The following is a 14,911-nucleotide window of genomic DNA, read 5'->3' as shown; positions in this document are numbered from 1 at the left end:
GGTTAGAGAGTGTCCTTAGGGCACTCTCTTTTAGTTTTGAAAACTATATGAAGGGTCTTGACGAAAAAAAAGATCGTTTTTCAACGACCTTTTTAGTCAGCTTTTATCATTACTTGTTGATGTTTGTTTGGAAGTTCGGATGGGATAAAGAGCCTTTTCGAGCGTTTGGGCATTCTTCTCGGTAATTTCTGGTTTCCTTGGAATCGGTTCGTATATGTCCTCCATATCATCCCACTCATTTGGGAGCGTCACAGGGGACTCAGGCTGCCATGTATTAAGCCATTCTTTCGATAGGGGGCCAGATATATCATTATTCGTCATCTCAAGCCAGACCCTCGACCAGGCACGCGGAACGACACGCCAGATATCATACCCTCCGCCGCCAACTGCAATCCAGCGGCCTTCACAATACTGATGGGCCAATTCGTGAGCCAATTTTGGTATTTCCCTGTAAATCTTCATTGTGGCAGATAGGTGGGTGAGCGGATCATAATAATGAGAATCGGCACCATTTTGTGTTAAGATGACATCCGGTTTGAAGAATTCAACCACTTCTTTAAAGGAAGCTGTGTAGCATTCGAGCCAGGAGTCATCTTCCGTGAACGCATCGACGGGAATATTGAATGAATAGCCGTAGCCCTTTCCTTGCCCTCGTTCGTTAATATTGCCAGTGCCGGGAAACAAATAACGTCCTGTTTCATGAATGGATAGGGTGCAGACTTCTGGGTCATCATAAAACGACCATTGTACGCCGTCACCATGATGGGCATCCGTATCGACATATAAGACACGTGCGCTATATTTTTTTTGTAAGTATTTAATCGCGACCGAACTATCATTATAAATACAAAAGCCCGAAGCTTTGCCGCGAAAACCATGATGCAGGCCCCCACCAAGATTCAGGGCATGCAGAGACTGACCGGTCATAACGGCATCCACGGCCGTTAAGGTTCCACCTACTAGTAAGGCACTTGCTTCATGCATATTAGAAAAAATTGGAGTATCTTCTGTTCCTAATCCATAATTTACGGCTTTTTCAAGAGGAAGTTTTCCCTCGCCCGCCAATCTGACAGCGTTTACATAATGGTGGTCGTGAATCAGTTCTAATTCTTCATCGGTAGCGATTCTAGGTTTTATAATTTGATCATCACTAATGGCATGGTGTTTTTTTAACAAATCTAGCGTGAGCTTAAGCCTCTTTTGATTAAAAGGATGCTCGTCGCTGAATTTATAGGTAAGGAGTTCATCGGAATAGACAAACAGTGATTTATCAGTCATGAGAAATCCCCGGTAGACTAGGCCATAAAACCGTATAGCCTTCTTTCTTTAAATCCTCCACCACCATAAATGGATTCATTGTCTGCACACGGATTACAAGAATCTTATAATCAATTTCAGTTTTTTCTGGATAAACAAGAGTACTCAGGATATTCAAATTGCGCTTTTTGAAAATGAGGGCAATATCGTAAAGCGCCCCTGCTTTATTCGGAATTTTGATTTCAATTTGGGAACCGGGCTGATTAACCCCCGTTAATTCAACGTAAGAATGAAGCAAATCAGAACCGGTTATAATGCCTACTAACTTTTTTTCTTTCACGATTGGCAGGCAGCTGATATTGTTTTCACAAAATACAGCCCCGATTTCTTCAACAAAATCTAGCGGATGCCCTGTTATTATATCTGTTTTCATGATGCTGTTTAGTGGTTTTTGTAAATCATTTTTGTATTCTGAGGTGCGGAAAATCGAAGGAGCAGCATCCCGTATATCACGGTCACTGACTAATCCCACAAGTTGAAAGTTGTCATCGACAATGGGTATATGGCGAATTCGTTTCTCCTTAATGATTAAGACAGCGCTATGGATTGTATCTGTAGGAGTGAGAGAAATAATATCTTCATTCATAATTTTTTCAACAATCATATTTGTTCCTCCTCTTTACTCACCTTTTTAATACATAAATCGATTCATAAAACGTAGTTGGTCAAACGTCTGGATAGATTCGGGCGGCACTCTTTTACCAATACGCGCCATCAGACAGTTGGCTGGATGGGAACTGATTTCCGGGTCATCTGTTGCAAAGTAGACCAAGCCGCCGGCACTCATCATTTTTTCCATGATTTTGCGATAGTCCCAAATATTCAATCCTGTCCCTTTCAAATCCCAATGCCAATAGTATTCAGTTGTAATGATGATAAAGTCTTCTACCGAATCGTCTTCCATGGAGAGACGGATTAAGTTCTTCCCGACGGAGGCACCCCGATATTTAGGGATGACCTCGATTGCACCAAGCTCAATCAGGTCGTCCATCTTGATTTCTGACCAGCGTTCCAAGGGGTCGGGATATAAATAAGTTACATAACCAACGATGGTCTGATTTTCACGCGCTATAAAGATTCTTCCCTCAGGCAAGTCTGCGATCTCGATTAACGCTTTATGCTGCAGAGCAGGTGGGCGAAAGGCGACTAAGTCTTCGTGAAACTCATAGGATGCCATTCTTTGTCCATTAAGCGGGCCTTCAATGATGAGTGTGCCGCTTAATGTCTGCAATTCCTTAGCGTAATAGGTCTTACTATATTCCATTCTTTCACCAACCTCGTAAAATAGTTATCTTTTATACTTATATCCCAAAGTATAAGATTCATTATGCTTGAAAACTAACCAAATGGAAAGTTTACATAAATTATACATAAAAAACAAGTGACATAATTCTGAAAGTTCGAGACATATTTGAATCTTTTGTTACAACATGGCTTTATGTTCCGGATATCAATACGTAATCATTCTTTAGCAATATTCGCCTTAAGTTTTCAAAATTTATAGCGAATGAATTTACCCTAATATGGAAAAAATAAGTATTTTAAAAATTGAGAAAATTAGATTTTTATACTATAATACAAAATATAAAGCTGAAAAAAGGGGGAGTATGTCGTATGAATGTGAAAGCGCTGCCAGTAGTTGAGGGTAATTTTAATTTAAAGAATTACGATGAAAAATACAAGACGTTTGACTGGTCTGAAGCGGAAAAGGAATTCTCCTGGTCTGAAACAGGTAAAGTGAATCTCGCATATGAAGCCATTGACCGCCATGTTGAAACATACAGAAAAAACAAGGTCGCCCTTTATTACAAAGATGAAAAAAGAAATGAAAAGTATACATTTAAGGAAATGAAAGATTATTCAAACCAAGCGGCCAATGTGTTCAAGAACATTGCCAAGGTGGAAAAGGGTGATCGTGTTTTCATTTTCATGCCTCGCTCCCCGGAACTTTATTTTGCATTACTAGGTGCCATTAAAACTGGAGCAGTCGTCGGTCCGTTGTTCGAAGCTTTCATGGAGGGCGCCGTAAGAGATCGTCTGCAAGATAGCGAGGCAAGTGTGATAGTAACGACTCCTGAGCTTTTGCCTCGTGTCCCGGTGGATGAATTGCCCCATTTGAAGCATATTTTCTTAGTGGGGGAAAATATCGAAGAAGAAGGAAAATATTATCACTTTAATAAAAAACTAAAAGAGGCGGACAAAAAATTTGAGATTGAATGGGTGGACCGCGCTGATGGACTGATTCTTCACTATACATCCGGTTCGACAGGGAAGCCAAAAGGTGTGCTCCACGTACATAATGCGATGGTTCAGCATTATCAAACGGCAAAATGGGTCCTTGATTTACAGGAAGAAGATGTGTATTGGTGCACAGCGGATCCTGGATGGGTGACAGGGACGTCTTACGGTATCTTTGGTCCATGGCTGACAGGTACATCGAATGTCATCGTAGGTGGTCGATTTAAGCCTGAATCTTGGTACAAAACTCTGCAAGACTTTGGTGTTACGGTCTGGTATAGTGCACCGACTGCGTTCAGGATGCTGATGGGTGCAGGAGACGAAATCGTTAAACAATTCGATTTAAGTTCTCTCCGCCATGTCTTAAGTGTCGGTGAACCGTTGAATCCGGAAGTGGTCCGCTGGGGGATGAAAGTATTCAATCACCGCATCCATGACACATGGTGGATGACGGAAACAGGTGCTCAACTCATCTGTAATTATCCTTGTCTGGAAATCAAACCGGGTTCGATGGGGAAACCGATCCCAGGTGTGGAAGCGGCAATAGTGGATGATCAAGGTAAAGAGCTTCCTCCGCACAGAATGGGGAACCTTGCTATTAAAAAAGGCTGGCCTTCAATGATGAAGACTGTCTGGAATAATGAGTCAAAATATGAATCTTACTTTATGCCAGGCGATTGGTATGTTTCTGGGGATTCCGCTTATATGGATGAAGAAGGATATTTCTGGTTCCAAGGCCGCGTAGATGATGTCATCATGACAGCCGGGGAAAGAGTAGGTCCTTTCGAAGTGGAAAGCAAGTTGGTTGAGCATCCAGCCGTTGCTGAAGCAGGGGTTATCGGGAAGCCAGATCCAGTCCGGGGCGAAATTATTAAAGCGTTTATTGCCCTTCGTGACGGATACGAAGCCAACGATGAATTAATTGAAGAAATTCGTCAATTTGTTAAGCTAGGTCTCGCAGCACATGCCGCACCACGTGAAATTGAATTCCGAGATAAACTTCCGAAAACACGAAGTGGTAAAATCATGCGCCGGGTCTTGAAAGCTTGGGAACTTGATCTTCCAACTGGCGATTTATCATCAATGGAAGATTAAAAAGCCGAGTTATCTGGAATCAAGAATAGTAGAAAAAAAGGCATCCATGTTCATTGGTATGGATGCCTTTTTCATGTGTCTCAAGTTTAAGGGTCCTATGCTAATCAAGTTAAATAGCATAGGAAATAATAAATCTATAAAAAAACAGGCTGTCGGGTCGTTTCCCCGCAGCCTGCTAAGTTACTTCAAGAAGCGTGTTATTCTTCTTCCTCTTCTTCAGCTTTATCTGTACCTTTGTTTTGTTCTGTATTTTGGTCTGTATTTTGGTCTGTTTCTTTGTCTATATTTGTATCTTTGCCTGTATCTTCTTTATCTGTGTTGGTTGTATCTTTGTCTTTTTCTGCAGTAACGTTCTCTTCTTTTGAGTCTGGTTTTTTCTCTTCGGTATCTATTTTTTCATTTGCGATATTATCTTTATTCTTAGTGGAATCTTTTGATTTGTTGTCTTTATCTTTATCTTCCGCTTTTGCACTTGTCTTTTTAGCGCCGATTTCAACGTGTTGCGAAGGTGCTGATTCTTTGCCGACTATGTCTACAGCTGTTACGTAATAAGATCCACCCGATCCGGCAGTGTAAACAAGACTATTCCCAGAATTGATGCTCGCCACTTTTCTACCATTTTTGTAGACGCGATAGCCGACGACATCTCCTTCAGGGTGAAGCCCCCATGAAATCTTATTGTTACTTACAGTGATAGAAAGGGCATTAGGCGCTTTTCCATTATCATTAAGTGTCGCTTTCGTCCCGACGACATTGCCCCCTTTTTCTCCTCCGGGAATTAAGGATCCGGGATCATCCACATATTTCAATCCGATATCTTCAAAGGACGCAGGGTTCAGCATGAACCCGCCGCTTGTGAATTCGCTCGGTGTTTGTGGAAGAGCCGCGTATCGTTTGCTGCCGACTGATACATATTGTCCATCTATGAAACTATTATCTGCTCTAGATGGGGCATATTTGGCGATGAATAAATCAGACTTGACAAGTCCAGCCTTTTGGCATGAACTTGAAGGCAGAAGGCCTGAAACTCCACAGAAGGAACGACTGACAATTCCGCCGGGCATCTCAAACCGCTTATCAGGGTCGACGAGTTTTGAATCGACTTTGTATGCGGCATTTATCAAATCTGCCCAATAATAGATATTACGTTTATTATATTCAAGACCATTATAGGTTCCTTTTAAAGACTTCGGTGTGTCATAACCCATCCATGTACCGAACGTTACATTTGGATTAGTGGCGACAAACCAAGCATCCCAATAGTTTTGTCCAGTCCCAGTTTTACCTGCCCAGTCACTGGAGAAAGCAAGTCGGTTCCTGACCGAAGCCGCCGTACCGCTGTTTACGACATCCCGCATCATATCAAGCGTTAAATAAGCAGTTTGCGGTGAAAATACTTTTACTGGTTTTGCTTTGTGTTCATAGATGACCTCATCATCTTTTGATACGATTTTGTCAATCATATAAGCATCAACGAATTCCCCTGAATTGGCAAATGTGCCAAACGCATTGACATTTTCTTCAACGGTTACACCTTTTTGCAAGGCACCTAATGACATGGCACGATTTGAGTAATCCCCTTTTGTTAAAGATGTAAAGCCCATTTTTTCCAAATAGGAAACCGGATTTTGGTTGATGATTTTCATGTAAAATAGGGCAGCTGGAATATTATACGAATTCTTTAACGCTTCCCGAGCTGTCGTTAAGCCGGTGAGGCTTCCGCCGCCATAGTTTCCCGGCCGCCACGGCGTATTGCCTGGAATGGTAATTGGTGCGTTGGCTGTTACGCTCCCAGGTGAAATCTTTCCTAGCTCAATGCCTGGACCGTATACCAATAGCGGTTTCATCGTTGATCCATTTGACCGTAGTGATGATGTTGCATGGTTTGTTTGTTCCCGTTTAAAGTCACGTCCACCGACAAAACTGATGATTTTCCCTGTTTTATTTTCAATAAGGATAGCTCCCGCCTCAACGGGCTCTTTTACAGTTTTCATTTCTTTCGTATCCGGATCGATGACCTGTTCGGTTTTATCATATCCGAAATTTGGATAGTTTTTAGTTACTTCTTGCATTTTGTCATAGACCTTTTTATTGATTGTCGTATAAATTTTATAGCCATTTTGACGCAGTTTACGATCAGCTAGTGCTAAATATTGCTTTTTTAAATCATCGTTCTCTAAATCTTTTTCTTCATATCCATCTTCTTTTGCTAAGCTAAGTGACAAAATTTCAATGGAGCGTTTTTCTATTTCATAGGTGAGCCATGGATATTTCTCAGAGGGCAACGCCTTTTTACCGATAAAGTCTTTTGTTATGTCGTATGCGATTGCTTTATCATATTGTTCTTTTGTTATGTATTCATTGCTATACATTCGTTTTAATACGGTTTTCATCCGGTTAATTCCGGGATCTAGATTATCTTTAAGTTTCCCTTGCTGGGTATATGGAGTATACCCAAAAGGACTTTGCGGTAATCCAGCAATAAAGGCAGATTGGGGTAAAGATAGATCTTTAGCTTCCACTCCGAAAATACCTTCGGCAGCCGACTGGACACCAGCAATATTCTGTCCGGAAGAGTTTCGTCCCAAAGTGGAGACGTTTAGGTAGGTTTCTAAAATCTCTTCTTTTTCAAAGAACTTCTCGACCCGGAGCGCAAGTAAAATTTCTTTTGCTTTCCGTTCAAATGATACTTCGTTCGTTAAGACTTGGTTTTTTATGAGCTGTTGTGTTAAAGTACTTCCACCTGATTGAACGGATGCATTCGTAAATTCCTGATAAACTGCACGCAGGATAGCCTTCGGAACAACTCCGTTATGTTCATAAAAATACTCATCTTCTGTAGCGATGACTGCATTTTTAAGATGGTCGGAAACTTTATCGATGGACACTTCTTCACGATCAAGGTCACTCTTGAGCTTGCCCAAGTATACTTTATCCGCAAAGTATACCTCAGAGGTCTCTTCATAATTGTAAATGTCCTTTTTTAAATCATCCTTTGAGCGTACCGGCTCATTATTGACGAGGGCAGCGAAATAGCCGGCTCCAACGCCGCCGGCGAATGAGAATCCTAGAACCCCAACAATAATGAGGATCAACGTTAGGTTCCAAATGACTTGGTATGTAACCCTTGCATTTTTTTGTGTTTTTTCATTTTGAAAAAAACGGGTTAGCTGTTTCCATGCTGTTTGAAATCTATCTTTTTGATTATTATTCATGTATCATACCCCCTGAAATCACATATATTATAGCATATAACACGGAAGGGAAAGGCGAACTTTCATATTTTTCTAGAATCTGTAAGGGTGATGTTGACAATGAATGTTATGTATGATAAAAACTTATTAACAATAAAATTTATTAAAAAAGCGCGATGATAGGACCCAGTAGTCAAACTATCCCTGTTTTAGAGAGCCGGTGGTCAGTGGAAATCGGTACATATAGTGAGATGAATTACTTCCTTGAGCATTTGCTGTGAAATGATTTAGTAGCAGGAAACGGTTGACGACCGTTATTCGTCTCGAGCGGAGGACGCTTTATGTCCTCAAGTTGGGTGGTACCGCGAATTTATTCGTCCCTTCATATTTATATGAAGGGGCGTTTTTGTATGCTTTTTGCGGGATATTTTCGGATTTGAAGGAGGAATTATAAAATGGAATTGCTAAAGGAACTCGAGTGGAGAGGGATTATTTATCAACAAACGGATGAAGAGGGTTTTAAGGACCTTTTAGAAAAAGAAAAAATTTCTTTATACTGTGGGGTAGACCCAACAGCGGATAGTATGCACATCGGACATCTACTGCCATTCTTGACAATGCGCCGTTTTCAACAGCACGGTCATCGTCCCCTTGTACTTGTAGGCGGAGCGACTGGACTTATCGGTGATCCAAGCGGTAAAAAAGAAGAACGCCAGCTGCAAACGTTGGAAAAAGTGCTTTATAATGCCGACTGTATTAAAGGGCAGCTATCCCAAATCTTTGAATTTGAAGGTGAAAATGGCGCAGTTATGGTCAATAACTATGACTGGATCGGTAAAATCGACATGGTTACGTTCTTGCGTGATTACGGGAAATACATCGGCATTAACTACATGTTGGCAAAAGACACGGTTGCTTCCCGTTTGGAAACAGGGATTTCTTTTACGGAATTCGCGTATACAATTTTACAAGGGATCGACTTTGGTCATTTATACGATAATCATGACTGTAAGTTGCAAATTGGCGGAAGTGATCAGTGGGGCAATATTACGACCGGTCTTGAAATGATTCGTAAATCGCATGACGAGGAAGCAAAAGCGTTCGGCATGACGATTCCGCTCGTGACGAAAGCGGACGGAACGAAATTCGGTAAAACGGAAGGCGGAGCAATCTGGCTTGATCCGGAAAAAACGACTCCTTATGAATTTTACCAATTCTGGATTAACACAGCGGATGCTGATGTAGTGAAATACTTGAAATTCTTCACATTCCTATCACGTGAAGTAATTGAAGAGTTAGAGCAATCCGTGCAGACTGAACCGCATTTACGTAAAGCGCAAAAAGCTTTAGGGGAAGAAATGACACGTTTGATTCACGGGCAGGAAGCTCTTGACCAAGCAATCAAAATCTCTGCAGCTCTATTCAGCGGTGAGGTGAAAAATTTAAGTGCGGCCGAAATTAAATTGGGCTTTAAAGATGTTCCGACCTTTGAACGTGAAAGTAAGGAAGATATCAGCTTAGTTGATTTAATTGTTGAAGCGAAGATTTCTCCATCCAAGCGACAAGCTCGTGAAGATATTCAGAATGGTGCAATCTCCATCAATGGCGAGAAAGTGACTGATCTGCAATATGTCGTGGCTGAAGAGGTTAAGATTGAAGGAGAGTTCATCCTTGTTCGTCGCGGTAAGAAGAAATATACATTAGTGAAATGAGAAAACAAGGCCCGGCTGAATCTCAGTCGGGCCTTGTTTTCTCTGGAAGTTGAGTTCTGTACACAAAAAAAAACCCATCCAAGGATGAGGTTTTTTTTGAAGTTATTAACGAGAGTAGAACTCAACGATAAGAGCTTCGTTAATTTCAGCAGGCAATTCAGAACGTTCTGGTAAACGAGTGAAAGTACCTTCTAATTTCTCAGCATCAAAAGTAAGGAAGTCAGGTACGAAGTTAGTTGCTTCAACTGATTCTTTAATGATTGAGAAGTTACGTGATTTTTCACGAACTGAGATAGTTTGTCCAAGAGACACTTTGTAAGAAGGGATGTCTACGCGACTTCCGTCTACAGTGATGTGACCGTGGTTAACAAGTTGACGTGCTTGACGACGTGTACGAGCTAAACCAAGACGGTAAACTAGGTTGTCAAGACGTGATTCAAGAAGAACCATGAAGTTTTCACCATGAACACCTTTAAGTTTGCCAGCGCGGTCAAACATTGTGCGGAATTGACGTTCAGTGATTCCGTACATGTGACGAAGTTTTTGTTTCTCTTGTAGTTGAATTCCATATTCAGAAATTTTTCTACGTTGGTTAGGACCATGTTGTCCTGGAGCATAAGGGCGTTTTTCTAATTCTTTACCAGTACCTGTTAGGGAAATTCCTAAACGACGGGATAGTTTCCAGCTTGGGCCAGTATAACGAGCCATAGGATGACTCCTCCTTTAAATGTTTTTATTTTGGTAAAATAAAAACCGTGTGAATAAACGGTTATGACCATTTTGTTTTCATGTACCTTCGCCCTAGCAGCAGAGAGTTACGAGATACACCTCTGTATGGAGGAACAAAATGAGAACATAAAAGCTGTCACATAGGCTGCAATATTTTACACAAGGAGTATTGTATAATATTCTGCTCAATGAGTCAAGGACTGTTAGCTTTTCATTAAAAGGGAGTTTAAAGATAATTCAAGGGATAAAATTACAATCACATAAAAAAGTACTATTTTTTGGGGGAGTTTTTCCGATGAAAGCGTTATAATAAGTAAAAAGTATGAATTTCAATAAATAGTTTCCTGGGAACTATTACTATAAGTTTCGATTAAATCTAGTTTTTTGCTTCGTTTTAAAGTGGGAGTATTATGAAACCTTAAAAGGTTCTTTAAAAAATAGGCTGTAATATAGGGATGATAGAGATGAAGATTAAAACAGCTCGGTTGATTAATGAATTAAGAGTACTTTTCTTTAAACACATTCAGAATATGCAAGGTGAACTCCATTACGAAACATTTTTGGAGACTTTTTTATTTGAGACGAAAGACCTGCTAGGTATGGAAGAGGTAATGTTCTTTAAATTTGACGAGTGGAAACAGCAATTTTATAAAGAAATCTCTACCGAAAGTTTTCACGATTATAACATGCAGGTTCCTGTACAAGAGTATATAGAAATGATCTTTAAAGAACAGAAAGATGATAGAGATGTAACAGTAAGTATGCAGCAGGAAGTAAAGGATTTCCAGACTGTTATACCACTTTGGGATAATGGTAAGATCATTGGATTAACGGCCTTCAAAGAACGGAAAAATGGCTCTCTTACAAGCCTTACTCCGGAAGAAGGGGCTGCTTTTTCTAAAGAATTCACCACAATCTTGAAAGCTGCGTTATCAATTTCTAAGATATCAGATGAGGAAAGACGATATAAACAACTCTTCAAGGTCACAGAAAAATTTCATTCTTCAATGAACATGGACGCGGTCTTAGGGGAAATTATCTCGACGTTGCACACTGTTTACCCAACCTTTGATTATTACCTGCTGCTCTCCCATGATAATGACAGCCATGAAAACCTGCCAATCAAGGACCTCGAATATGATAGTGAGAATGTGGCTGCACTAAAGGCTTATGTAAACGGTAGCATACAATTTGAGGATCACTCATCTGAAAATCACTCTATTTTATATGCTCCTTTAAAAGGTAAACAAGGGGTCTATGGCGTTCTTCAGGTTATTGCGCCTAATACACTCGTGTTCCCTGAAAATGAAATTGAGTTTATTTCATTGTTGGCTAATACTGCTGGAAGTGCCTTGGAGAATGCCCAACTGTATCAACAATCAAAACGACTTGTTTCAGATTTACAGCTTATAAATGAGACATCACAGCATTTAAATTCCAATCTGCGCTTGAGTGAAACCATGGAATATATGAAGCAGCAAATTATAAAGTCCTTTCATGCTGATCAGACAGGATTTATTCTGCTCCATCCTGGTGACAAAGTGAGTTTATTGACAGGAAGCTCTGAGTTTTTTGATTCAGAGGAGGCGAGTATGTATATATCTTTTCTGAAAGGTAAGATTGATGTTGATAAGGAATCACTGTTTATCGGGGATTTAAATATTCATTGTCCGAATGAGAATGTGAAATATCATTCCCTAATGGCAGTTCCAATGATGGAAAGTAATGATGTTATGGGGTTCGCTGTTATTCTGCATAAGGAAGCCTATTTCTTCTCATTTGAAATGTTTAAGTTGTTACAGTCGCTTATCCACCACTCAAGTTTGGCGATGGCCAATTCCATGCTTCGTGAAGAGCTTGAAAAAATGGTCATTACCGATCATTTAACCCGACTGTATTCAAGGAGTTATCTCGATGATAAAATGTCCCAATCCATGGAAGAAGATGAAGAGGGCACTTTCATTATGATTGATCTTGACAACTTCAAGAGGGTTAATGATACATATGGTCATCAGGTTGGAGATGATATTCTGATCCAGGTCGCTGATCTCATTCAACATAATATTCGTGATACGGATATCGGGGCCAGGTGGGGCGGAGAAGAGCTAGCTATTTACCTTCCACGTGTTCCTTTAGAGTCAGGAGTTCGCATTGCCGAACGAGTAAAGGATAAGGTCTGGGAGAAATCCAATCCTAGAGTGACGATTTCCTGCGGCGTGTCCTGTTGGTCAAAAGAACATTTAGATAACATGAAAGAGGTAGTTAAAAGGGCCGATGAGGCGTTATATATTGCGAAGAATTCAGGGAAAAACAAAGTTCATGTACATGGAGTTCTGTAACAATAAAAGGGAGCGGCATGGACTGTCGCTCCCTTTTTACTCTATAAACGCTTGGTTAGGATGTCCGCGAATTTCTCGAGTCCTTGCTGATCCACTTGGTCAAATCGGTTCGTAATTGGGCTGTCGATATCAAGAACGCCAATTAGTTTGCCCTCCTTCATAAGGGGTATGACAATTTCAGAACGTGATGCAGCATCGCAGGCAATATGTCCTGGGAACTGATGGACATCATCGACGCGCAAGGTTTTTTTTGTGGCCGCTGAGGTCCCGCATACGCCTTTGCCCATTGGAATGCGGACACAGGCTGGAAGGCCTTGGAAGGGTCCTAGCACCAATTGGTCTTCTTCAAGTAAATAGAAGCCGACCCAGTTAATCTCAACGAGAAATTGATTCAGTAAGGCAGCGGCATTACTGAAATTGGCTATCTGGTTTGGTTCATCTTCTATTAAGGCAAAGAGCTGTTTTTGGACAAGTTCATAGTTTTTTTCTTTTTTTCCTTGATACATTTCGACATTAAACAAAAGGGTTCACCTGTCTTCCTCATAATTTTACAGTACTTTCTAGTCAAGCCGATTGATTGGAGAGAAATTGTCGAGAACTTACTAAAGGATTCAAGCTCTTCAATGCAGAAATAGTCCACAAGACTTGTCTCAAAGAAAGCGAGGGATTGCCTAATGAATCGCCAGACGCCAACGAAACAAGCTATTGTGGAAGCTGCTTTACATTTATTTCATTTAAAAGGCTATCATGCGACATCCATACGGGATATTGCGAATAAAGCGAAAGTGAATGCTGCTAATATTGCTTACTATTTTAAAAATAAGCAGGGGTTGCTAGAATTCTGCTTCACTTCCTATTTAGAAGAGTATATTCTCGTCCTTGAGACGAACATGACGCTGCTGGATCATAAAGGTCCAAAGCAATGCTTGATGAATTTGGTAAAGGATATTCTAACATTCCAAAGAGAAAACTTCCTGGCAGCTCGATTTATATATGGAGAATCTTCACTCGATTCAAATTTAAACCGGGAAATTCATTCGACTTATTTTACAAAGGAAAAGTCTTATTTTCAATATGTTTTGGAACAAGGCATTAAAAGCAGAAGTTTTCAGTCGGTCTCTATCCCCTTGTATATGCTGCAACTAAAGGGCCTGCTATCGGCTCCGGTCCTGCATACCCATTATGCAATGGAGGTCCTTCATGTGTTCCCACAGGAAGCCTATTACACAAATTTATATGCTGAGGAAGTCGCTCGTTTTCTGCAAGATACATTATTTATTGCCGAAGACCTCCAGCCCCTTCTTGCGGGACGGGCCTGAAGTGTTTACGTGATTTACCCGTTGAATTCTGGAATCAACGATTCAAATCCCTGGCCTAAGTCTTTAGCCTGGTGTGCATCGGAACCATAAATAAGCGGGATGCCAAGGTCTATGGCACGCTTTGCAAACCGTTCAGGAGGATAGGGCTCACGGCATAGTGGCTTTACGAACCCTGCTCCATTATAATCAAGTGCATATTGTTGTTCATTGATCATATCCAATACCCTGTAAACACGGTCGTCAAAGCTTTTTGTAGGTGGATATCGGTGCTGGAATTTATGAACAAGTGTAATATGTCCTATCCTTTTTGGCTTATAGATGCCTAGGTCAGCAGTGATTGATTTCTCTAAGGTATCGTAATATTTGGCATAAACCGCTTCGATGGAACCTAGTTTATTGGCAATCTCACCAAACGCATCATCACTGAAATCGATGCAATGCCAGTTGCTTTCCTGCTTTATGAAGTGAACGGAAAGGATGCTGTCATCAAGGAATTCGCCGACTTCATTGAGAAAATCTTTTGTTTCAGTTTCATAACCTTCTATAAAGTCAACCTCTAGACCACTTTTGATCAGGATTTTGTCTTTATAGTGTTCTTTCAGGACGCGGAGCTCTTGAAAGTAATCTAGGAGCATGGAAGCTTCCATACCGCTGTCTTTTTCAGGTGTTGGATCTTGAAAATTTCGTGGCAAAGGAGCATGTTCTGTAAATGTGATTTCCTTTAATCCTAGCTCAATTCCCCGCGTAATATATTCATCGAATTTGTCCGTAGAGCCGTGTGGGCAAAACGGAGTATGTACATGTCTGTCAGCTTTCATGGCCATTCCCTCCCAAAAACCCGGTATTTTGTAGCAATTTTCCACAAAAAAATCTTTTTCTCATCAAAAATTATTGCTAACATGGTATCATAAAAGCATTAAATTTAACATTTTTAAAATTGATATATAAAAGAGCGAGGCTGTAAGGAC

Annotated in this window: 11 protein-coding genes and 1 other annotated feature; of the genes, 4 read left to right on the top strand and 7 right to left on the bottom strand. The window is 40.7% G+C overall.

Going from position 1 to position 14,911, the window contains the following annotated elements; genetic code table 11:
- Window positions 1-96: 96 nt before the first annotated feature.
- Genes NST21_RS21215 through NST21_RS21205 form a run of 3 tightly spaced genes read right to left on the bottom strand, consistent with a single transcriptional unit; the run spans window position 97 to window position 2,581 of the window.
- Window positions 97-1,278: an acetoin utilization protein AcuC gene (locus NST21_RS21215; RefSeq protein ID WP_340891045.1), complete on the bottom strand. Its 1,182-nt coding sequence runs from the start codon at window positions 1,276-1,278 to the stop codon at window positions 97-99.
- Entirely contained in the window at window positions 1,271-1,921 is a 651-nt protein-coding gene (locus NST21_RS21210) for an acetoin utilization AcuB family protein (RefSeq protein ID WP_340891043.1), read from the bottom strand. The genes NST21_RS21215 and NST21_RS21210 overlap by 8 nt, the downstream gene beginning before the upstream one ends.
- A 27-nt stretch (window positions 1,922-1,948) precedes the next feature.
- Window positions 1,949-2,581 (bottom strand): GNAT family N-acetyltransferase, encoded by a 633-nt coding sequence (locus NST21_RS21205; RefSeq protein ID WP_340891040.1) that lies wholly within the window; start codon window positions 2,579-2,581, stop codon window positions 1,949-1,951.
- Between the two features lie 350 nt (window positions 2,582-2,931).
- Here NST21_RS21205 and acsA point away from each other — a divergent pair, with 350 nt between their 5' ends.
- Complete coding sequence (acsA, locus tag NST21_RS21200) at window positions 2,932-4,650, top strand: acetate--CoA ligase (protein ID WP_340891039.1); 1,719 nt, start codon at window positions 2,932-2,934, stop codon at window positions 4,648-4,650.
- A gap of 197 nt (window positions 4,651-4,847) precedes the next feature.
- Here the strand turns inward: acsA and NST21_RS21195 are convergent, their stop codons facing one another.
- Window positions 4,848-7,865: a transglycosylase domain-containing protein gene (locus NST21_RS21195; protein WP_340891036.1), complete on the bottom strand. Its 3,018-nt coding sequence runs from the start codon at window positions 7,863-7,865 to the stop codon at window positions 4,848-4,850.
- Window positions 7,866-8,011: 146 nt separating this feature from the next.
- Window positions 8,012-8,229 (top strand) — a binding site (T-box leader).
- Window positions 8,230-8,299: 70 nt separating this feature from the next.
- On the opposite strand from NST21_RS21195, the gene tyrS reads away from it, so the two are divergent.
- The gene (gene tyrS / locus NST21_RS21190) at window positions 8,300-9,556 is read left to right on the top strand and encodes a tyrosine--tRNA ligase (RefSeq protein ID WP_057219341.1); all 1,257 of its coding nucleotides are present in this window, start codon (window positions 8,300-8,302) and stop codon (window positions 9,554-9,556) included.
- Between the two features lie 105 nt (window positions 9,557-9,661).
- Here the strand turns inward: tyrS and rpsD are convergent, their stop codons facing one another.
- Entirely contained in the window at window positions 9,662-10,264 is a 603-nt protein-coding gene (rpsD, locus tag NST21_RS21185) for a 30S ribosomal protein S4 (RefSeq protein ID WP_053347316.1), read from the bottom strand.
- 485 nt (window positions 10,265-10,749) lie between these two features.
- On the opposite strand from rpsD, the gene NST21_RS21180 reads away from it, so the two are divergent.
- A complete protein-coding gene (locus NST21_RS21180) occupies window positions 10,750-12,624 on the top strand; it encodes a sensor domain-containing diguanylate cyclase (protein ID WP_340891035.1) in 1,875 nt (624 codons plus the stop codon).
- Window positions 12,625-12,665: 41 nt separating this feature from the next.
- On the opposite strand, the gene NST21_RS21175 is transcribed toward NST21_RS21180, so the two are convergent.
- A complete protein-coding gene (locus NST21_RS21175; RefSeq protein ID WP_340891034.1) occupies window positions 12,666-13,145 on the bottom strand; it encodes a GAF domain-containing protein in 480 nt (159 codons plus the stop codon).
- Window positions 13,146-13,298: 153 nt separating this feature from the next.
- Here NST21_RS21175 and refZ point away from each other — a divergent pair, with 153 nt between their 5' ends.
- Window positions 13,299-13,943, top strand: coding sequence for a forespore capture DNA-binding protein RefZ (gene refZ, locus NST21_RS21170; protein WP_056529403.1), 645 nt, complete (start codon window positions 13,299-13,301; stop codon window positions 13,941-13,943).
- A 14-nt stretch (window positions 13,944-13,957) separates the two neighbouring features.
- Here the strand turns inward: refZ and hisJ are convergent, their stop codons facing one another.
- Window positions 13,958-14,761 (bottom strand): histidinol-phosphatase HisJ, encoded by an 804-nt coding sequence (gene hisJ, locus NST21_RS21165; RefSeq protein WP_340891033.1) that lies wholly within the window; start codon window positions 14,759-14,761, stop codon window positions 13,958-13,960.
- Between the last annotated feature and the right edge of the window lie 150 nt (window positions 14,762-14,911).

This window comes from Peribacillus sp. FSL K6-1552 (assembly GCF_038005205.1).
Classification (GTDB): domain Bacteria; phylum Bacillota; class Bacilli; order Bacillales; family DSM-1321; genus Peribacillus; species Peribacillus butanolivorans.
This window is presented reverse-complemented; position numbering and strand designations above follow the sequence as displayed.